Source organism: Streptomyces sp. NPDC005302 (assembly GCF_040607345.1).
Classification (GTDB): domain Bacteria; phylum Actinomycetota; class Actinomycetes; order Streptomycetales; family Streptomycetaceae; genus Streptomyces.
Map to the genome: position 1 here is coordinate 53,284 of NZ_JBEXGN010000018.1, position 20,292 is coordinate 73,575.

17 protein-coding genes and 1 pseudogene are annotated in these 20,292 nt (G+C 71.7%); 8 read left to right on the top strand and 10 right to left on the bottom strand.

Features of this window, described 5'->3' with window-relative positions; translation table 11 throughout:
- Positions 1-2: 2 nt before the first annotated feature.
- Both ABZT74_RS24755 and ABZT74_RS24760 read right to left on the bottom strand, forming a co-directional pair.
- Positions 3-1,271 (bottom strand): MFS transporter, encoded by a 1,269-nt coding sequence (locus ABZT74_RS24755; protein WP_356176690.1) that lies wholly within the window; start codon positions 1,269-1,271, stop codon positions 3-5.
- Positions 1,272-1,365: 94 nt separating this feature from the next.
- A pseudogene (locus tag ABZT74_RS24760) lies at positions 1,366-2,411 on the bottom strand (S66 peptidase family protein).
- Positions 2,412-2,512: 101 nt separating this feature from the next.
- Between ABZT74_RS24760 and aroQ the strand changes: the two are divergent.
- Complete coding sequence (gene aroQ, locus ABZT74_RS24765; protein ID WP_356438175.1) at positions 2,513-2,986, top strand: type II 3-dehydroquinate dehydratase; 474 nt, start codon at positions 2,513-2,515, stop codon at positions 2,984-2,986.
- Positions 2,987-2,989: 3 nt separating this feature from the next.
- Here the strand turns inward: aroQ and ABZT74_RS24770 are convergent, their stop codons facing one another.
- The 5 genes from ABZT74_RS24770 to ABZT74_RS24790 all read right to left on the bottom strand — a co-directional run bounded on the left by ABZT74_RS24770 (position 2,990) and on the right by ABZT74_RS24790 (position 7,047).
- Positions 2,990-3,757: an amino acid ABC transporter ATP-binding protein gene (locus ABZT74_RS24770; protein ID WP_356438178.1), complete on the bottom strand. Its 768-nt coding sequence runs from the start codon at positions 3,755-3,757 to the stop codon at positions 2,990-2,992.
- Complete coding sequence (locus ABZT74_RS24775; protein WP_356438182.1) at positions 3,754-4,665, bottom strand: amino acid ABC transporter permease; 912 nt, start codon at positions 4,663-4,665, stop codon at positions 3,754-3,756. Before ABZT74_RS24775 ends, ABZT74_RS24770 begins: the two co-directional genes overlap by 4 nt.
- Positions 4,662-5,546, bottom strand: coding sequence for an ABC transporter substrate-binding protein (locus tag ABZT74_RS24780; protein WP_356438185.1), 885 nt, complete (start codon positions 5,544-5,546; stop codon positions 4,662-4,664). Before ABZT74_RS24780 ends, ABZT74_RS24775 begins: the two co-directional genes overlap by 4 nt.
- Positions 5,547-5,691: 145 nt before the next feature.
- Entirely contained in the window at positions 5,692-6,348 is a 657-nt protein-coding gene (locus tag ABZT74_RS24785; protein WP_356438188.1) for an MBL fold metallo-hydrolase, read from the bottom strand.
- 9 nt (positions 6,349-6,357) lie between these two features.
- Positions 6,358-7,047, bottom strand: coding sequence for a maleylpyruvate isomerase family mycothiol-dependent enzyme (locus ABZT74_RS24790; RefSeq protein ID WP_356438191.1), 690 nt, complete (start codon positions 7,045-7,047; stop codon positions 6,358-6,360).
- Positions 7,048-7,271: 224 nt separating this feature from the next.
- Between ABZT74_RS24790 and uvrA the strand changes: the two genes are divergently transcribed.
- A complete protein-coding gene (gene uvrA / locus ABZT74_RS24795) occupies positions 7,272-10,319 on the top strand; it encodes an excinuclease ABC subunit UvrA (RefSeq protein WP_355869724.1) in 3,048 nt (1,015 codons plus the stop codon).
- A gap of 110 nt (positions 10,320-10,429) precedes the next feature.
- Here the strand turns inward: uvrA and ABZT74_RS24800 are convergent, their stop codons facing one another.
- Both ABZT74_RS24800 and ABZT74_RS24805 read right to left on the bottom strand, forming a co-directional pair.
- Positions 10,430-11,341: a carbohydrate kinase gene (locus ABZT74_RS24800; protein ID WP_356438194.1), complete on the bottom strand. Its 912-nt coding sequence runs from the start codon at positions 11,339-11,341 to the stop codon at positions 10,430-10,432.
- Positions 11,338-12,405 carry a LacI family DNA-binding transcriptional regulator gene (locus ABZT74_RS24805; protein WP_356438197.1) on the bottom strand — a complete coding sequence of 356 codons (1,068 nt, stop codon included), beginning with the start codon at positions 12,403-12,405 and terminating at the stop codon, positions 11,338-11,340. Before ABZT74_RS24805 ends, ABZT74_RS24800 begins: the two co-directional genes overlap by 4 nt.
- A gap of 345 nt (positions 12,406-12,750) precedes the next feature.
- On the opposite strand from ABZT74_RS24805, the gene ABZT74_RS24810 reads away from it, so the two are divergent.
- Positions 12,751-13,176: a Rieske (2Fe-2S) protein gene (locus ABZT74_RS24810; protein WP_355869715.1), complete on the top strand. Its 426-nt coding sequence runs from the start codon at positions 12,751-12,753 to the stop codon at positions 13,174-13,176.
- A 120-nt stretch (positions 13,177-13,296) separates the two neighbouring features.
- On the opposite strand, the gene ABZT74_RS24815 is transcribed toward ABZT74_RS24810, so the two are convergent.
- Positions 13,297-14,244 carry a hypothetical protein gene (locus tag ABZT74_RS24815; protein WP_355869712.1) on the bottom strand — a complete coding sequence of 316 codons (948 nt, stop codon included), beginning with the start codon at positions 14,242-14,244 and terminating at the stop codon, positions 13,297-13,299.
- Between the two features lie 135 nt (positions 14,245-14,379).
- Here ABZT74_RS24815 and ABZT74_RS24820 point away from each other — a divergent pair, with 135 nt between their 5' ends.
- The 5 genes from ABZT74_RS24820 to whiA all read left to right on the top strand — a co-directional run bounded on the left by ABZT74_RS24820 (position 14,380) and on the right by whiA (position 20,165).
- Positions 14,380-14,850, top strand: coding sequence for a hypothetical protein (locus ABZT74_RS24820; RefSeq protein WP_356438200.1), 471 nt, complete (start codon positions 14,380-14,382; stop codon positions 14,848-14,850).
- A 113-nt stretch (positions 14,851-14,963) separates the two neighbouring features.
- On the top strand, positions 14,964-17,099 hold the full coding sequence (uvrC, locus tag ABZT74_RS24825; protein ID WP_356176714.1) for an excinuclease ABC subunit UvrC: 2,136 nt from the start codon (positions 14,964-14,966) through the stop codon (positions 17,097-17,099).
- The gene (gene rapZ, locus ABZT74_RS24830) at positions 17,096-18,115 is read left to right on the top strand and encodes an RNase adapter RapZ (RefSeq protein ID WP_356176716.1); all 1,020 of its coding nucleotides are present in this window, start codon (positions 17,096-17,098) and stop codon (positions 18,113-18,115) included. Before uvrC ends, rapZ begins: the two co-directional genes overlap by 4 nt.
- Complete coding sequence (yvcK, locus tag ABZT74_RS24835; protein ID WP_081223787.1) at positions 18,112-19,182, top strand: uridine diphosphate-N-acetylglucosamine-binding protein YvcK; 1,071 nt, start codon at positions 18,112-18,114, stop codon at positions 19,180-19,182. The genes rapZ and yvcK overlap by 4 nt, the downstream gene beginning before the upstream one ends.
- Positions 19,173-20,165, top strand: coding sequence for a DNA-binding protein WhiA (whiA, locus tag ABZT74_RS24840; RefSeq protein ID WP_355869699.1), 993 nt, complete (start codon positions 19,173-19,175; stop codon positions 20,163-20,165). Before yvcK ends, whiA begins: the two co-directional genes overlap by 10 nt.
- Positions 20,166-20,292: the final 127 nt, after the last annotated feature.

Below are 20,292 nucleotides of genomic sequence, written 5' to 3' on the forward strand. Positions count from 1 at the left end.
TCTCACTCGGTGGCACGCACGACCCTCAGGCGTGGCACCGGCCGGGTCTCCGGCAGCAGGGCGAAACAGCCGAGGCTCAGCAGCGCGACCGCCGTCAGATAGCCGGCGACCCCCCACGGCACGCGCTCTCCGCTCGCCACCGCCGTCGCCACGACCGGGGTGAGCGCGCCCCCGAGGACGCCGCCCAGGTTGTAGCCGACGGCCGCGCCCGTGCACCGCACCCGGGGTTCGTACAGTTCCGGCAGGTACGCGGCGATCACCGCGAACACCGCGACGAACGCCATGAGCGCCACCAGGAATCCGAAGAACATCAGCAGGGGCTCGCCGGTCGACAGCAGCCCGATCATCGGGAACATCCACAGTGCGGCACCCGCGCAGCCCGCCAGGCACAGCGGCCGTCGCCCGTACCGGTCGCCCAGCACGGCCACCAGCGGTGTCAGGGCTCCCTGCACCACCACGGCGGCCATGACGCAGGTCAGCATGACCGTCCGGCTCACCCCGAGCCGGTCGACGCCGTACGCGAGCGCCCAGGTCGTCACCGTGTAGAACACGGCGTAGCCGACGGCGAGACCGCCGGCCGTCAGCAGGACGAGCCGCCAGTGGTCGCGTGCCACCTCGACGAGCGGCACGCGCGCGTGGTCCCCCACCTCCAGGAACCGCGGGCTCTCCGTGAGCGAGGAGCGCAGCCACAGCCCGGCCAGGGCGAGGACCCCGGCGGCCCAGAACGGCACCCGCCAGCCCCAGGCCGCGAACTGCGCGTCGGACAGCGTCGCGGACAGCAGCAGCATCACGCCGTTGGCGAGCAGGAACCCGACCGACGGCCCGATCTGCGGGAAGCTCGACCACAGTCCGCGCCGCCCCGCCGGTGCGTGCTCGGCCGTCAGCAGCACGGCCCCGCCCCACTCACCACCGAGCCCGAGTCCTTGAAGGAACCGCAGGACGAGCAGCAGAACCGGGGCCGCCACGCCGATCCTGTCGTACGCCGGGACACACCCGACCGCGACGGTCGCGGCCCCCGTCAGCAGCAGGGAGGCGACCAGGACGGGCCGTCGCCCGCGCCGGTCTCCGATGTGCCCGAAGAGCATCGAACCCAGCGGCCGGGAGACGAACCCGACGGCGAACGTCCCGAAGGCCGCCAGCGTCCCCGCCAGCGGCGAGAACGTCGGGAAGAACAGTGGCCCGAGCACCAGGGCCGCGGCCGTCCCGTAGACGAAGAAGTCGTAGAACTCGATGGCCGTCCCGGCGAGGGAGGCGGCCGCGAGTCGCAGCATGGAAGGGGCCCTTACGGAGCGTACGTCGCGCATGCCGCGTCAACTACCCACAGTGACGGCGGGTTACGGGGGCGTGCGGGAGCGCGGGCGCGGGTCAGTAGGTGACGGTGATGCGCCGGGCCGGACCGTCGACGCGGACCGTCCCGCCGTACGGGATGACGACCTGCGGATCGGTGTGTCCGAGGTCCACGTCGAACACGACCATCATGTCCGGGGCGTAGCGGTCGACCGCGCGGAGGACAGCTTCCCGCTGGTCGCGCACATAGCGGGCCCGGTCCGCGGCGGCGAGCGGCCGATCGAACGACCAGGCCTTCGGGCGCCCCATGAGCAGGGCCGGGAAGCGTCCCAGCAGGCCTCGTTCGCCCATGCTGCGCAAGATCCAGTGGACGTCGTCGGCGCGGGGCATGTCCTCCGAGGTCTCCAGGAACAGCACCTGACCGTCGTACACGGAGAGGTCGCGGGGGATCTCGCGGTCGGCCATGAGCAGCCAGGACAGGATCTCCAGGTTGCCGCCCCAGGAGCGGCCCTCGACCACCCGGTCCGGACGCACCCATGTCCAGCCCGCCCCGGCTGCGTCAGCGGCTCGCGGGCGAAACTCTCCGGATCGTCCCAGGGCAGGTCGACCTCGCGGAACCGGTCGGCGGGCCGCAGCTCGTAGGGCCCGGACGTTAACAGGGCGGCCCGCACGGACTCGGCGGTCAGCGGGTCCATGGCACCGGGCCGGCCGAACTCGCACATCACCGTGGCGCCGTGGTATCCGACGATTCCCGCGTTCCACAGATGGGCGAGGACGTCGGTGTTGTCGCTGCAGCCGAAGAACGGCTTGGGGTTCGCGCGGATCAACTCCCGGTCCAGCAGCGGCAGCACGGTGATCTGGTCGGAACCCCCGATGGACGCGACGATCGCCCCGACCGTCGGATCGGCGAACGCCGCGTGGAGGTCGTCGGCCCGTTCCCGCGCCGAGGAGCCCATCTTCCGGGTCGTCGGGTACTCGACCGGTTCCAGCCCGAACGTCCCGCGCAGCCGCTCCAGGCCCAGCTCGTACGGCAGGGGGAGGAGTTCCGGCAGGCCGCTGGACGGCGAGAGGACGGCGATCCGGTCGCCGGGCACGGGCTTGGGCGGGTACACGGGCGGGATCATGGCGAGATGGTACGAGCGGTCACCCGTCCGGGGCACCGTGATAAACCGGGTGCGAGCAGCGGTCCTCGACGGGCCGGCCGACCCGAAGGACCGGAGGAACCGTGCCCCGCACCCTCGCCAACGCCCCGATCATGATTCTCAACGGGCCCAACCTGAACCTCCTCGGGCAGCGCCAGCCGGAGATCTACGGCCACGACACGCTCGCGGACGTGGAGGCGCTGTGCGCCGAGGCGGCGTCGGCGCACGGGGGCACGGTGGACTTCCGGCAGTCCAACCACGAGGGCGAACTGGTCGACTGGATCCAGGAGGCCCGCCTGAACCACGCGGGGATCGTGATCAACCCGGCCGCCTACTCGCACACCTCCGTCGCCATCCTGGACGCGCTGAACACCTGCGACGGACTGCCCGTGGTCGAGGTCCACATCTCCAACATCCACCAGCGCGAGGAGTTCCGGCACCACTCGTACGTCTCGCTGCGGGCCGACGGGGTCATCGCGGGCTGCGGCGTGCAGGGGTACGCGTTCGCCGTGGAGCGTGTGGCGGCACTGGCCGGTGCCGGACTGGCCGCCGCCTGAGCCTCACAGCCGCCCAGCGTCCACGATCCGCTTGAGGAAGCGCCGGGTGCGCTCCTCGCGGGGGTCGCCGAAGACCTCTTCGGGCGTGCCGCGTTCCAGGATCACCCCGCCGTCCAGGAAGCACACCTGGTCCGCCACCTCACGGGCGAAGCCCATCTCGTGCGTGGCGAGGACCATGGTCATGCCGTCCTCCTTGAGGTCCCGGACGACGCCCAGGACCTCGCCGACGAGTTCGGGGTCGAGGGCGGCGGTGATCTCGTCGAGGAGCAGCAGCTTGGGGCGTACGGCCAACGCGCGGACGATCGCCGCCCGTTGCTGCTGGCCGCCGCTCAGCCGGTCCGGATACTCGCCCGCCTTGGCACCGAGCCCGAGCCGTTCGAGCAGTTCACGCGCGTGTGCCTCCGCCGCGGCCCGTCCCGTGCCGTGCACCCGGCGCGGGGCGAGGGTGATGTTCTCCAGGACGGTCATGTGCGGAAAGAGGTTGTACGCCTGGAAGACCACGCCGATCCGGCGGCGCACCGCGTCCTGGTCGGCGCGCGGGTCGGTGATCTCCTCGCCGTCCAGCCAGATCGCCCCGTCGTCGACCTCCTCCAGGAGGTTGGCGCAGCGCAGCAGCGTGGACTTGCCGGAGCCGGAGGCCCCGATCAGCGTGGTCACGGTGTGCGGGGCGACCTCCAGGTCGACGTCCCGCAGGACGACCGCGTCGCCGAACGTCTTGCGGACGGACTCCATCCGCAGCATCGGACCGCCGGGGCCGGGTGCCGTGCTCATACGATGCCTCCCTGGCCGCGGCGCCGGTCCATACGGGCGGTGACCCAGTCGGTGAAGCGCGTCATGGGGATGGTCAGGGCCACGAAGAGGAGCGCGGCGACGATGTACGCCGTGTAGTTGAGGCTCCGGCCCACGATGATGTCCGCCGAGCGCATCGCCTCGACCGCGCCGCCGATGGAGACGAGGCTGGTGTCCTTCTGCAGGGACACCATGTCGTTGAGGAGCGGCGGGACCTGGCGCCGTACCGCCTGTGGCAGCACCACATGGCGCAGCGTCTGCCGGTTCGTCAGGCCCAGGGAGCGGGCCGCGGCCCGTTGCGAGGGGTGTACGGACTCGATGCCGGCGCGGACGACCTCGGCTACGTACGCCGCGTACGTCAGCACCAGGCCCGCGCCGCCGAGCAGGACCGGGTCGTCGGTGACCCCCTGCAACTGGAGGGCGGGGACGCCGAACACGACGATCGACAGGCAGATGATCAGCGGCAGGCCACGGAAGAAGTCGGTGTAGGCCGTGGCGAGGGCGCGCAGCGGCCAGTACATCGGGCCACGCAGGGTGCGCGCCACGGCTATGAGGGTGCCCAGCACCAGCACCAAGGCCCCGCACACGACGAACAGCCGGAGGTTCAGCCACAGGCCTTCGAGGACCTTCGGGAAGGCCTCCCGCGCGAAGGACGCGTCGAAGAACGTCTCCTTGGTGCGCGGCCAGCCCGGCGCGCCGACGACGACGAAGTACAGCACCACGGCGACGACGAGCGTGGACAGCGCGGCGACGGCGGCCGAACGGCGGGCCTGGGCACGCCGGTGCCGCTCGCGCTCGATCCGCCGCGGCGACGGGACGTACGGATCGGCGTCGCCGGGCATGTCGCCCTCGGCGGCGTCCCCTCCCGACTCCTCCTTCACTGCGGTCACTTGAGCACCGGGGCGTCGACGGCCTCGGACAGCCACTGCTTCTCGATCTTCGCGAGGGTGCCGTCCGCGCGCAGGGCGTCCACGGCCCTGGTCACGCAGCTGGTCAGCGCGCTGCCCTTGTCGAGGACGAGCCCGAACTGCTCGGGTGTGCCGCCCTGGTTCTCGAACTGGCCGACGATCTTCGCGTCGGTCACTTCGGCGGCGGTGATGTAGAAGGCGGTCGGCAGGTCGGTGACGATCGCGTCGACCTGGCCGTTCTTCAGGGCGGACTTGGCCTGGTCGTTCTTCGCGTACGCCGCGGGAGACCCGGTGGGCTTCACCACGTCGTCGATGTAGTCCAGGCTCGTGGTGCCGACCTGCGCGCCGAGCTTGAGGCCCTTGAGGTCCGCGAGCCCCGTCGCCTTCGCGGCCTTGGAGCCCTTCAGCGCGATGACGGCCTGCCGTACGTCGTAGTAGCCGGACGAGAAGTCCACGGCCTTCTTGCGTTCGTCGCTGATCGACACCTGGTTGATGTCGAAGTCGAAGCTCTTCCGGCCGGGCGCGAACGCCTTGTTGAAGGGCACGCTCTGCCAGACGACGTCGCCGTCCGCGTAACCGAGCTGCTTGGCCACGGCGTACGCGACCGCCGACTCGAAGCCCTTGCCATTGGCGGGCTTGTCGTCCTTGAACCACGGTTCGTACGCGGGCTCGTCGGTCGCGACGGTGAGCTTGCCGGCGGTCCGCGTGCTCAGCGAGCCCTTGGCGCAGGACGCGCCGCTGCTCCCGGAGGCCTTGCCGGACGCCTTCTCCTCCGGCTGCGGCGCGCAGCCCACGGCGAGGGCGAGCAGGGCGACGGTGCCGGCGGACGCGGCGCGGGTCAGGGCGCGTTGAGCGAGATGCATGGCGGGAGAGTGACAGCGAACCGTGCCGTCTGTCGAGGTCGCAACGGTAAATGTCCGCATGGTGGGAACGGGTGTTGCGATCGCGTCAACACTTCGCGCGGGCCCGCCCCCGCGCCGAGGCGGGGGCGGGGGCACGCGCCCGGTTTCACCAGCCCCGTGCGCGCCACTCCGGCAGGTGGGGGCGCTCGGTGCCCAGCGAGGTGTCGTTGCCGTGGCCCGGGTAGACCCAGGTCTCGTCCGGCAGTACGTCGAAGATCCTCGTCTGGACGTCGTGCAGGAGACTCGCGAACGCCTTCGGGTCCTTGTGGGTGTTGCCCACCCCGCCGGGGAAGAGGCAGTCGCCCGTGAAGACGTGGGGGTGACCGTGCGGGTCGTCGTAGACGAGGGCGACCGAGCCCGGTGTGTGGCCGACCAGGTGGCGCGCGGTGAGGCGCACGTTCCCCACGAGGACGGTGTCGCCGTCCTCCAGGAGGACGTCGGTCGGTACGGGGATGCCGTCGGCGTCCTCCCGGCCCGCGTACGTCCGCGCCCCGGTGGCCGCCACGACCTCCGCCAGCGCCTGCCAGTGGTCGCCGTGCTGATGGGTGGTCACGACGGAGGTGATGCCGTCGTCGCCGATCAGGGTGAGCAGGGTCGAGGCGTCGCTCGCCGCGTCGATCAGGAGCTGTTCGTCGGTGGCCCGGCAGCGCAGCAGATAGGCGTTGTTGTTCATCGGGCCGACCGCGACCTTGGAGATCATCAGGTTCTGCAGCTCGTGCACGTCGGCAGGGCCGCCGACCTTCACCGCTCCGCTGTACGTCATGGCGGCAGCCTATAGCGGGGGCAGGGCCGGCAGGGGCCCGCCGTCGACGGTCAGCGCCGAGCCGTCGCGGCGTCCGCAGAGCCAGCCGAGCAGGTCGGCCGCCGTGCCCCGGACCGCGACGGGGCCGCCCGCGGCGCCTCCGCCCGTGGTCCACGTGCCGCCGTCGTCCGAGGAGAGACCGGTCGACGGCACGTCCGGGTGGCCGGCGAACCGTTCCGCGAGGAAGTCGATCTCCCTGACCGTGAACTCCTCCGGCAGGTCCTCGAGCTCGTACCCGGTCCCGAGGTCCACGTGGTGCAGCTCGGCCTCGACCCACCGCCGGAACGGCACCCGGGCCGCGGCGTCGGTGACGCCGTTGCGCAGTTCCACCGTGCGCGACCAGTCGGCGGGCGCGGCCCCCGTCTCCTGGAAGCGGACCGCGCTCTCGCGGACGTCGGCGAGCTGTGCGTCGAGGGGGCGCGGGGCGTCCCGCTCGATGTCCGCGTCCCGCGCGGTCGCGGAGGCGTACATGGGGCGGCCCTCCAGGACGTTCACGAGGGCGTCCGCGTTGCGGGCGACGTGGGCGAGCACGTGACCACGGCTCCAGCCCGGAAGCCGTGACGGTTCCGTCACAGAGGCGTTGTCCAGTCCGGCGGCTGCGGTGAGCAGCCGGTCCGTCGCGGCACGTACAGATGCCAGGTCGCGCACATGATCCATCATGGGGCCGACCCTAGTCCCGCCACACGTTCGGGTGAAGGTGGTCGGCCGCCCCCGTAAATCGAATGCACGTGCTATACGCTCGTGGGCGGCGTCGGGCATGCTGGACGGTCCGGGATTGTTGTGAACCATCGAAAGCAACCGGCGCTGTCAGTGGCTCGCCCTAGTCTGGGAAAGACGGGGGCCCGCGGCCCCTGTCACCACTCTCAAGAAAGGTGCGGACCGGCGTGGCCGACCGTCTCATCGTCCGTGGAGCGCGCGAGCACAACCTGAAGAATGTCTCGCTCGACCTCCCGCGCGACTCGCTCATCGTCTTCACGGGCCTGTCGGGGTCGGGCAAGTCCTCCCTCGCCTTCGACACGATCTTCGCCGAGGGCCAGCGGCGTTACGTGGAGTCCCTCTCCTCGTACGCACGGCAGTTCCTCGGCCAGATGGACAAGCCGGACGTGGACTTCATCGAAGGCCTCTCCCCGGCGGTCTCCATCGACCAGAAGTCGACCTCGCGCAACCCGCGCTCGACGGTCGGCACCATCACCGAGGTCTACGACTACCTGCGGCTGCTCTTCGCCCGCATCGGCAAGCCGCACTGCCCCGAGTGCGGCCGTCCCATCTCCCGGCAGTCCCCGCAGGCCATCGTCGACAAGGTGCTGGAGCTGCCCGAGGGCAGCCGTTTCCAGGTGCTGTCGCCGCTGGTCCGCGAGCGCAAGGGCGAGTTCGTCGACCTCTTCGCCGATCTCCAGACCAAGGGGTACAGCCGTGCCCGGGTCGACGGCGAGACCATCCAGCTGACCGAGCCGCCCACGCTGAAGAAGCAGGAGAAGCACACCATCGAGGTGGTCATCGACCGCCTCACGGTGAAGGACTCCGCCAAGCGCCGGCTCACCGACTCCGTGGAGACCGCGCTCGGCCTGTCCGGCGGCATGGTGGTGCTCGACTTCGTCGACCTCCCCGAGGACGACCCCGACCGCGAGCGCATGTACTCGGAGCACCTGTACTGCACGTACGACGACCTGTCCTTCGAGGAGCTGGAGCCCCGCTCCTTCTCCTTCAACTCGCCCTTCGGCGCCTGCCCGGACTGCACCGGCATCGGCACGCGCATGGAGGTCGACCCCGAGCTGATCGTCCCGGACGAGGAGAAGTCCCTCGACGAGGGCGCCATCCACGCCTGGTCGCACGGGCACACCAAGGACTACTTCGGCCGGCTGATCGGCGCCCTCGCGGACGCGCTGGGATTCCGCACCGACATCCCCTTCGCGGGCCTGCCGCAGCGCGCCAAGAAGGCCCTGCTCTACGGCCACAAGACGCAGATCGAGGTCCGCTACCGCAACCGGTACGGCCGCGAGCGCGTGTACACCACGCCCTTCGAAGGGGCCGTCCCCTTCGTCAAGCGGCGCCACAGCGAGTCCGAGAGCGACGCCAGCCGCGAGCGCTTCGAGGGCTACATGCGCGAGGTGCCCTGCCCCACCTGCCAGGGCACGCGCCTGAAGCCGCTCGTCCTCGCGGTGACCGTCATGGAGAAGTCGATCGCCGAGGTCGCCGCCATGTCGATCAGCGACTGCGCGGACTTCCTGGGCCGGATGAAGCTCAACGCCCGCGACAAGAAGATCGCCGAGCGCGTCCTGAAGGAGGTCAACGAAAGACTGCGCTTCCTGGTCGACGTCGGCCTCGACTACCTGTCGCTGAACCGCGCGGCGGGCACCCTCTCCGGCGGCGAGGCCCAGCGCATCCGGCTGGCCACCCAGATCGGCTCCGGACTCGTCGGCGTCCTCTACGTCCTCGACGAGCCGTCCATCGGCCTGCACCAGCGGGACAACCACCGGCTGATCGAGACCCTCGTCCGCCTCCGCGACATGGGCAACACCCTCATCGTCGTCGAGCACGACGAGGACACCATCAAGGTCGCCGACTGGGTCGTCGACATCGGCCCCGGCGCGGGTGAGCACGGTGGCAAGGTCGTGCACAGCGGTCCCTTGAAGGAACTGCTCGCCAACACCGAGTCGGTGACCGGGCAGTACCTCTCGCGGAAGAGGGAGATCCCGACCCCCGACGTGCGCCGCCCCACCGACCCGAGCCGCAGGCTCACGGTCCACGGCGCCCGGGAGAACAACCTCCGGGACATCGACGTGTCGTTCCCGCTGGGCGTCCTGACGGCCGTCACCGGTGTGTCGGGCTCCGGCAAGTCGACCCTGGTCAACGACATCCTGTACACGCACCTGGCCCGCGAGCTGAACGGCGCGAGGAACGTGCCGGGCCGCCACACGCGCGTGGCGGGCGACGACCTCGTCGACAAGGTCGTGCACGTCGACCAGTCGCCGATCGGCCGCACCCCGCGCTCGAACCCGGCGACGTACACCGGCGTCTTCGACCACGTCCGCCGGCTGTTCGCCGAGACGACCGAGGCGAAGGTGCGGGGCTATCTGCCCGGCCGCTTCTCCTTCAACGTCAAGGGCGGCCGCTGCGAGAACTGCTCCGGCGACGGCACCATCAAGATCGAGATGAACTTCCTGCCCGACGTGTACGTCCCCTGCGAGGTCTGCCACGGGGCGCGCTACAACCGGGAGACCCTGGAGGTCCACTACAAGGGCAAGTCCATCGCCGAGGTGCTGGACATGCCGATCGAGGAGGCGCTCGACTTCTTCGAGGCGGTCCCGGCGATCGCCCGCCACCTGAGGACGCTGAACGACGTCGGCCTCGGATACGTCAGGCTCGGCCAGTCCGCGCCGACCCTGTCCGGCGGTGAGGCCCAGCGCGTCAAGCTCGCCAGCGAGCTCCAGAAGCGCTCCACCGGCCGCACCGTGTACGTGCTCGACGAGCCGACCACCGGTCTGCACTTCGAGGACATCAGCAAGCTCATCACGGTGCTGTCCGGCCTGGTCGACAAGGGCAACACGGTCGTCGTCATCGAGCACAACCTCGATGTCATCAAGACCGCGGACTGGGTCATCGACATGGGCCCCGAGGGAGGCAACGGCGGTGGTCTCGTGATCGCCGAGGGCACACCCGAGGAGGTCGCGAGCGTCCCGGCCAGCCACACCGGCAAGTTCCTGCGCGAGGTCCTCGGCGCGGACCGGATCAGCGACGCCGCCCCGGTGAAGGCGCCGCGCAAGGCGGCCGCCAAGAGGACCGTCGCGGCCAAGGCGCCCGCCAAGAAGACGGCCACGAAGACCGTCACCGGCACGGCCACCAAGGCCGCCGCCAAGAAGACCGCCGCGAAGTCGACGGCGGCCAAGAAGGCGGCACCCGCGAAGAAGACCACGCGGGCACGCAAGGCCTGATCGGACGCCCGGCCGGGCGGACGGCGACTCGTCGAAGGCGGCGCCCCGCGGATCCCTCCGCGGGGCGCCGCCTTCTCGTGCCGGACCGGACGGACAGGTGCCGCCCGGTGTCAGGGACCGCCTATTTCGGCGGCGTACGGCGGTTCCGCCCCGGCGCGCGAGCAGGTGATCGCCGCCGCACGGGCCGCGAAGCGCAGGAGGTCGGTCCAGCCCCGCGGGCCCAGCTCTGCCGCCGCCACCGGGGACAGGGCGTCCCGGGCCGCCAGGCCGTGCAGCAGCGCCGCGTTCACCGTGTCACCGGCGCCGATGGTGTCCACGACGTCCACCGCCTCGCCGGGCACGGAGTGCACCGAGCCGTCCCGGGTGAAGGCGGTGAGACCCTCGCCGCCCCGGGTGACCACCACGGCCGCCGGCCCCGCGGCCAGCCACTCCTGGGGCGTGCCGCCGAGCCAGGCCGCGTCCTCCTCGGACAGCTTCAGCAGGGACACCGACGGCAGCCAGCTCAGGAACCGGGCACGGTAGGCGTCCGGATCAGGGATCAGACCGGCGCGGATGTTCGGGTCGAGCGCGGTGAACACGCCCTGTGCGGCGGCCTTGCGCATCAGCTCCTCGTAGGCGCTCGCGCCCGGTTCCAGCACGAGGGAACAGGTGCCGAAGGACACGGCCCGGGTGGCGTCGGGGAGCGCGGCGGGGGCGGAGAAGAGCCGGTCCGCCGTGCCCTCGACGTAGAAGGAGTAGGCGGCCGAGCCGTCCGGCCCGACCGTGGCGGCGGCCAGCGTCGTCGGTTCGGCGCCGCGCTGCACGCTCGACACGTCGACGCCCGCTCCGGTCAGCCCGTCCAGGAGCGCCTCGCCGAACGCGTCGCGCGAGACGCGGGAGCAGAAGGCGGTGGGGGAGCCGAGGCGGCCGAGCGCCACGGCCGTGTTGTAGGGGCCGCCGCCGAGGCGCGGCAGCAGACCCGCCAGGGCGCCCGCGCCCTGCGGCACCAGATCGATCAGGGCCTCACCGGCGACGACGATCACGACTCGGTTCCTTTCCTGGGGGCCTCATGGCCTGCGGGGAGCGTGGAGCTGTCGGGACAGCCGCACGAGGTGCGGTGGACGAAGGCGGCGGGCAGCCGCACGGTGCGGCTCTCACGGCCCGGCTCCGCCAGCCGCTCCAGCAGCAACTGGACGGCGCGGGCGCCGATCTCCTTGCTGGGCTGGGCGATCGCGGTGAGCCGGGGGGTGAACAGATCCGCCCAGGAGAAGTCGTCGAAACAGCAGAGCGCCAGGTCCTTCGGCACGGACAGGCCCCGTTCCCGCAACGCCCGCAGCGCCCCGATGGTCATCGCGTTGTTGGCGGTGACGAGGGCGGTCGGCCGCGCGGTGAGGGACAGCAGCCGGTGGGTGGCGTGCTCGGCCGTGTCGGCCCGGGACTCGCCGTGGACGACGAGCCGTTCGTCGAAGGGGAGTCCGGCGTGCGCGAGGCCGTGCCGGTACCCCGCCATCCGCTCGGACGTGGTGCTGAGGCCCGGCAGCCCGGCGACGAGCCCGATGTGCCGGTGCCCCCGGCCCGCGAGGTGGGTGACGAGGGTGGTCATCGGCGCGGTGTTCTCGGTCCCCACCTGGTCGTGGCGGAAGTCGCTCCCGGCGGGGGAGCGCACCAGCCGGTCCAGGAACACGGTGGGTACGGCGTGCTGCCCGAGATAGCGCAGCAACGCGTCCGGGGTCGCCGAAGGGGCGATGATCATGCCGTCCACGCGCCGTTCGTGCAGCAGCTGGACGATCTTCCGCTCGTGTTCCGGGTCGTCGTGCGGGTCGGCGATGAGCAGGCTGTAGCCAGCCTCCAGGGCACGGGCCTCCACGCCCTGCAGGATCTCCGTGAAGTACGGGTTGCTGATCGCCGAGACGGCGAGCCCGATGGACCGGGTGCGCGAGGTGACGAGCGAACGGGCCAGACCGTTGGGCGTGTAGCCCAGTTCGTCGATCGCGTCGAGGACGGCCTGGCGCGTCTGCGGCAGCACCGGGCGGGTGTCGTTCAGGACGTGCGACACCGTCGCGATGGACACGCCCGCACGCCGGGCCACGTCGACCATCGTCGCCATGGCGCTCCCTCCCCGGGACCCTGGTGGCTCGCTCCGGGGACGTCGTCGTCCCCGTGCCGACGGGGTGCCGTTCTGCTCGCGACCCAAGGGGCGCGGGGGCGTACGGAGCCTGCCGTCCGCCCGCGAAGGTATCCCATCCGACGGCACACGTAAACGCTTACGCGGAGGGTGCGTGTGCACGCCCCGGCCCGGGAGCGAGCCGTTGCGCGGGTGCGTCCCTACCGGGGTCACCCGGCGTCCGGCGGAACGATCTGTACCGGTATCGTCGCCCTGCGGCCGCCCGTGTCACACCGGGCGGAGCCTCCGCGCAGTCACCGAAGAACCGCCCAGACCAGGGGAGATGCCATGCCGGGCCGCCCGTCCGCGAGCCGTCGCACCGTCCTGAGGGGAGCGGCGCTGACTCCGGTCGCCGGACTCGGCCTCGCCGCGTGCTCCGGGGGCGGCGGTGGGGGAGCCCCCGCGACACCGACCGCCCCGGTCGTGCTGGGCGCGGAGAGCGAGGTCGCCAAGGGCGGTGCCGAGCTGTACCAGGACCAGAAGGTCGTGGTCAGCCGTGCCGAGGACGGTTCGCTCAAGGCGTTCAGCTCGATCTGCACGCACGCCGGGTGCGCCATCAACAAGCTGGACGGCACGACACTCGTCTGCCCGTGCCACGGAAGCGAGTTCGACGCGCGGACGGGCAAGGTGCTGCGGGCGCCGGCCACCGAGCCGCTCAACCCGCTGTCCGTGGAGGCGAAGAACGGCAAGATCGTCGCCGGTCCGGAGGCCTGAGCGCCGGTCCGGAGGCCAGCACGGTGGGCGGGTCCTGCGAGCCGCCGTCCAGGGGCCCGTGCCGCGGCTCACGCCCCGGGCAGCTCACGCCCCGCGGCTAACGCCCGAGCGCGCGAACGCTCACTCCCAGTCCCACCCGATCCCCACGATCCCCGACCGTACGCGCGGCTCGACCAGGTGCACCGAGTGATGGCGGCCGCTCAGCGTCAGCTCCTGACGGCCGCTGCGCGGCGCGGCCGCGGAGTGCTGGGTGAAGCGATGGCAGCGCACAGGAAGCGCGTCCTCGGCGAAGTGCACCTGGAGCGCGTACTGGCCGCCGGCGAAGCCGAACCCGCGGACGTACTCGCTGGACACTCCGGCTGTGCCGTCCTCGAAGCCGTAGCGGAAGAGAAACGTATCGCCTGCTCGGAGGCGCATGTCGAAGAGGAGTTCGGCCACGAGGATCCCCGTGTCGTGGTGCCAGCGCACCCGGCCGGTGCGGCAGTTCTCCAGGGCGCGGACCGCCGTGCTCTCCGGGGCGCATCCCGGGTCGCCGTGGTGGACGGCCACATAGCGGTCGACGCCGTCCTTGTGGGCGCGCACGATGTGCTGCGACTCCCGGCCGAGCAGTTCACGGCGGGCGCCGATGCGGACCCGTTCGTGATGGCCGATGGTGTGCAGACCGCCGTCGAGAGGCGACTCCAGCTCGGCGAGCAGCCGCTCCAGGACGCCGGACGCCTCCACCAGGGAACGGTAGGAGCGGCCGGTGGGACGCTCCGGGTCGGCGCGCTCCTCGGCCTTGGCGAGCAGGCGTATCAGGGACTCGTCGGGGAGCTGGAGTATCTCCTCCAAGGCGCGGACGGCACGCAGCGACTCGGGGCGCTGCGGGCGCCGGGCGCCCTGCTGCCAGTAACTGAGGCTCGTCACTCCGACCTTGACCCCGTAGCGCGACAGATGGTGCTGGACGCGTTGCAGCGGCAGTCCGCGGGCGGCGATCGCGGCACGCAGCGCGATATGGAACGGGCCACCGCGCAGGGCCGTGTCCAGTTCCGCCGTGCCGACGTCCGCGTGCTGTGTGCCGTGCCGCATGCAGGGGCCTTTCTGTGAATGTTCACTACGGCTGACCAGGCCGTTCGTGCGACGGTCGGGCCGCCTGGCGGGCGCGCGGGGACCGTTCACACGCGGGTTGCGCCGTTCACGCCCCAAGTTCCCCCGCATTGAAGCGTGTTGACCAAGTCCCGACAACACCTGATGCTCAACATGGCCGACCTCGGCCCCCGTAGGCGCTCCTTCCCCCTCGACCCCAGCGGGAGCAACGCGATGCGCTCCGTACGACGACTCGCCGTCCTCGCCGCGATGCTGGCCGCCGTCGGCGCCGCCCCGGTGGCCCACGCGGAGGAGCGCGCGGACGTCCGCCGCGACGCGCCGGCGTACGCGGGACGTGCCTACGGTCACTCGGGCCCGGGCGAGTCGGCCGGAGGCACCGCCGACAGGACCGGCCTCGGGCGGCACGTGGCAGGCGACGGACCGAGGCGGGATGCAAGGACCGGGGGCCCGAGCCCGCGCGGGGGCCGAAGCGGGCGGACCGAGCGGACCGACCCCTTCGTCGTGGTGGCGTCGGCGGCGGCCGGAGCGGGAGCGCTCGTCGCGCTCTTCCTGAGCGTCTCGCGGGCCCTGCGTCGTCGTCGCGGCTGACGGGTCCGCGGCCACCCCGGGAGGGTGGGCGGCGCCCGGGAACCGCACCCCCGCACGGTGCCGCAGGCCGGGAGCCCGCCGCGCTGTCGGTGCACGCCAGTAGGGTGTGTGACATGGCCGACCCCTCCAGCTACCGCCCCAAGCCGGGACAGATCCCGGACACTCCCGGGGTGTACAAATTCCGCGACGAGCACCGCCGGGTGATCTACGTCGGAAAGGCGAAAAGCCTGCGCCAGCGCCTCGCGAGCTACTTCCAGGACCTGGCGAACCTGCACCCACGCACCCGCACCATGGTCACCACCGCGGCGTCCGTGGAGTGGACGGTCGTGTCCACGGAGGTCGAGGCCCTCCAGCTGGAGTACTCCTGGATCAAGGAGTACGACCCCCGGTTCAACGTCAAGTACCGCGACGACAAGAGCTACCCCTACCTCGCGGTGACGATGAACGAGGAGTTCCCGCGCGTGCAGGTGATGCGCGGCCACAAGAAGAAGGGCGTGCGCTACTTCGGCCCCTACGGGCATGCGTGGGCCATCCGCGACACCGTGGACCTGCTGCTGCGCGTCTTCCCGGTCCGCACCTGCTCCGCCGGCGTCTTCAAGAACGCCGCCCGCACCGGACGCCCCTGCCTCCTCGGCTACATCGGCAAGTGCTCGGCCCCCTGTGTCGGACGGGTCTCGCCCGAGGAACACCGCGCGCTGGCCGAGGAGTTCTGCGACTTCATGGCCGGCCGCACCGGGACGTACATCCGCCGCCAGGAACAGCAGATGGCGGAGGCCGCCGAGGAGATGGAGTACGAGCGCGCGGCCCGGCTGCGCGACGACATCGAGGCCCTGAAGAAGGCCATGGAGAAGAGCGCGGTGGTGCTCGCCGACGCGACCGACGCGGACCTCATCGCCGTCGCCGAGGACGAGCTGGAAGCCGCCGTGCAGATCTTCCACGTACGCGGCGGACGTGTACGCGGCCAGCGCGGCTGGGTCACGGACAAGGTCGAGGCCGTCACCACCGGTGACCTCGTCGAACACGCGACCCAGCAGCTCTACGGCGAGGAAACCGGCGACTCCGTCCCCAAGGAGGTGCTCGTCCCGGCCCTGCCCGATCCGGTGGAACCGGTCCAGGAGTGGCTCACCGCGCGCCGGGGTTCGAACGTGTCGCTCCGTATCCCGCAGCGCGGCGACAAGAAGGCCCTCATGGAGACCGTGCAGCGCAACGCGCTCCAGGCCCTCGCCCTGCACAAGACCAAGCGCGCCTCCGACCTCACCACCCGCTCGCGGGCCCTGGAGGAGATCGCCGAGGCGCTCGACCTGGACAGCGCGCCCCTGCGGATCGAGTGCTACGACATCTCGCACCTCCAGGGCGACGACGTGGTGGCGTCCATGGTCGTCTTCGAGGACGGCCTCCAGCGCAAGAGCGAGTACCGGCGCTTCCAGATCAAGGGCTTCGCCGGTCAGGACGACGTCCGGTCGATGCACGAGGTGATCACCCGGCGCTTCCGGCGCTACCTCGTCGAGAAGGAGAAGACGGGGGAGTGGACGGACGGCGAGGACATCTCCGCCGGGACCCCGTCCTCCGTCGCCGCGGGCTCCGAGCCCGGTACCGACGCCGCCGGGACGCCCGCGGGCGAGGTCCCCGAGATCACCTTCACCGAGGACGACGGCCGCCCCAAGCGCTTCGCCTACCCGCCGCAGCTCGTCGTCGTGGACGGCGGCCGGCCCCAGGTCGCCGCCGCCAAGAGGGCCCTCGACGAACTCGGCATCGACGACATCGCCGTCTGCGGACTGGCCAAGCGCCTGGAGGAGGTGTGGCTGCCGGACGACGACGACCCGGTGGTCCTGCCGCGCAGCAGCGAGGGCCTGTACCTCCTCCAGCGGGTCCGGGACGAGGCCCACCGCTTCGCGATCACCTACCAGCGCGCCAAGCGGGCCAAGCGCTTCAGGTCCAGCCCCCTGGACGACGTGCCCGGCCTCGGTGAGTCGCGCAAACAGGCACTGATCAAACACTTCGGCTCGGTGAAGAAGCTGCGTTCCGCGACGATCGACCAGATCTGCGAGGTTCCCGGCATAGGCCGAAAGACGGCGGAGACCATCGCCGTGGCCCTCGCCCAGGCGGCTCCGGCCGCACCCGCCGTGAACACGGCGACTGGAGAGATCATGGAAGACGACGAAGACGCGGCGCCCGCGACGACGGCGGGCCCCGTGGAGGAGCCCGTGACCGCGGGCGCCTCGGACGAACGACGGGGGCAGGAGACATGACCGAGAACGACGCGCGCGAAGAGGAACGCCCGGCGCAGACCCAGGAGGACCACGGCGCGCCGGCCGAGGACCGAACAGAGCACGAAGCACCACCGGAAGACGGAGCACACGTGGGTACGGGCACCGAGACGGCCGCGACCGCGGTCCCGGACGCGGTCATCCCCGAGCTGGTGATCATCTCCGGCATGTCCGGCGCCGGCCGGTCCACCGCCGCCAAATGTCTGGAGGACCTCGGCTGGTTCGTCGTCGACAACCTGCCGCCCGCGCTGATCCCCACCATGGTGGAGCTCGGCGCCCGCTCCCAGGGCAACGTCGCCCGGATCGCCGTCGTCGTCGACGTGCGCGGCCGCCGCTTCTTCGACAACCTGCGCGAATCCCTCGCCGACCTGGAGTCGAAGCACGTCACCCGGCGCATCGTCTTCCTGGAGTCCTCCGACGAGGCACTGGTGCGCCGCTTCGAGTCCGTGCGGCGGCCGCACCCCCTCCAGGGCGACGGCCGCATCGTGGACGGCATCGCCGCCGAACGCGAACTGCTGCGCGAGCTGCGCGGCGACGCCGACCTGGTCATCGACACCTCCAGCCTGAACGTGCACGAACTGCGCGCCAAGATGGACGCCCAGTTCGCGGGCGACGAGGAGCCCGAGCTGCGGGCCACCGTCATGTCCTTCGGCTTCAAGTACGGCCTGCCGGTCGACGCCGACCTGGTCGTGGACATGCGCTTCCTGCCCAATCCGCACTGGGTCCCGGAGCTGCGCCCCTTCACCGGCCTGAACGAAGAGGTCTCGGCGTACGTCTTCAACCAGCCCGGCGCCAAGGAGTTCCTCGACCGGTACACCGAGCTGCTGCAGCTCATCGCCGCCGGGTACCGGCGCGAGGGCAAGCGCTACGTGACCATCGCCGTCGGCTGCACCGGCGGCAAGCACCGCTCCGTGGCGACCTCGGAGAAGCTCGCGGCGCGGCTCGCCTCCCAGGGCGTGGAGACCGTCATCGTGCATCGGGACATGGGGCGCGAGTGACCGAACGTGCTGTCTCCCGGCTGTACCGGCTGCGCCGGGAGACCCCCGGTGAACGCGCCGGCCGGCCGGTCGTGGCGCGCGGCGCCAAGCCGCGCCGCCGTGGCGCCCAGCCCAAGGTCGTCGCCCTCGGCGGCGGCATGGGCCTGTCCGCCTCGCTCGCCGCGCTGCGCAGGATCACCGGCGACCTCACCGCCGTCGTCACCGTGGCCGACGACGGCGGCTCCAGCGGGCGCCTGCGCGACGAGCTGGGCGTCCTGCCCCCCGGCGACCTCCGCAAGGCGCTGGCGGCCCTGTGCGGTGACGACGACTGGGGCCAGACCTGGGCCCGCGTCATCCAGCACCGCTTCCAGTCCAAGGGCGACCTGCACGAACACGCGGTCGGCAACCTGCTGATCGTGGCCCTGTGGGAGCAGCTCGGTGACCATGTCCAGGCCCTCGACCTGGTCGGCAGGCTGCTGGGCGCGCACGGCCGGGTGCTGCCCATGTCCGCCGTGCCCCTGGAGCTCCAGGCCCTGGTCAGGGGGCACGACCCGGACCGGCCCGAGGACGTCGACACCGTCCGTGGCCAGGCGACCGTGGCGCTCACCCCGGGCGAGGTCCAGTCCGTGCAGGTCGTGCCGCACGACCCGCCGGCCGTGCCCGAGGCCGTCGCCGCCGTCCTGGACGCCGACTGGGTGGTCCTCGGCCCGGGCTCCTGGTTCTCCTCCGTGATCCCGCACCTGCTGGTGCCCGAACTCCTCGACGCCCTCATCCAGACGAAGGCGCGCCGGGTACTCTCCCTGAACCTCGCGCCGCAACCCGGAGAAACCGAAGGCTTCTCCCCGCAGCGTCATTTGGAGGTTTTGGGACGACACGCCCCTAAACTCGCCCTGGACGTGGTGCTGGCCGACGAGGCCGCCGTGCCCGACCGCGACTCTCTCGCCGACGCCGCCAAGCGGCTCGGCGCCGCGGTCGAGCTGGCGCCGGTGGCCCGGACCGACGGATCTCCGCGGCACGACCCGGAGCTGTTGGCCGCCGCGTACGACCGTATTTTTCGGATGCATGGAAGGATCGGCCCATGGCGATGACGGCAGCGGTGAAGGATGAGATTTCCCGGCTTCCCGTCACCCGGACCTGCTGCAGAAAGGCGGAGGTCTCCGCCATTCTGCGGTTCGCCGGCGGCCTTCACCTGGTGAGCGGCCGGATCGTGATCGAGGCGGAGCTGGACACCGCCATGGCGGCGCGCCGCCTGAAGCGGGACATTCTCGAGATCTTCGGCCACAGCTCCGAACTGATCGTGATGGCGCCCGGCGGGCTGCGCCGCGGCTCGCGCTACGTGGTGCGCGTCGTGGCCGGAGGCGACCAGCTGGCCCGCCAGACCGGACTCGTGGACGGCCGCGGCCGTCCTATCCGCGGTCTGCCGCCGCAGGTGGTCTCGGGGGCCACCTGCGACGCGGAGGCGGCCTGGCGCGGGGCGTTCCTGGCGCACGGCTCCCTGACTGAGCCCGGCCGCTCCTCCTCCCTGGAGGTGACCTGCCCGGGCCCGGAGGCCGCGCTCGCGCTGGTCGGCGCCGCCCGCCGGCTGTCCATCGCGGCGAAGGCCCGTGAGGTGCGCGGCGTGGACCGCGTCGTCGTCCGTGACGGTGACGCGATCGGAGCCCTGCTGACCCGCCTCGGCGCACACGAGTCGGTGCTGGCCTGGGAGGAGCGCCGGATGCGCCGCGAGGTGCGCGCCACGGCGAACCGGCTGGCCAACTTCGACGACGCCAACCTGCGCCGCTCGGCCCGTGCCGCCGTCGCCGCGGGGGCCCGCGTGCAGCGCGCCCTGGAGATCCTCGCCGACGAGGTGCCGGAGCACCTCGCCGCCGCCGGACGGCTGCGCATGGAGCACAAGCAGGCATCCCTGGAGGAGCTGGGCGCTCTCGCCGACCCGCCGCTCACCAAGGACGCCGTCGCGGGCCGGATCCGCCGCCTGCTGGCCATGGCCGACAAGCGGGCGCAGGACCTCGGGATCCCCGGGACCGAGTCGAACCTCTCCGAGGACGAGATGGCCGACAACCTCGCCGTATGACCTGACGGAAGCTCAACACGCCGGTGCCGACGCCCACTTGGGACGTCGGCGCCGGCGTTTGGCCACTTTTGATGCGCTCTTGACTTGACCATGAACTGTCATGAGTCTGGCGTCTGTTCGCTGCTGT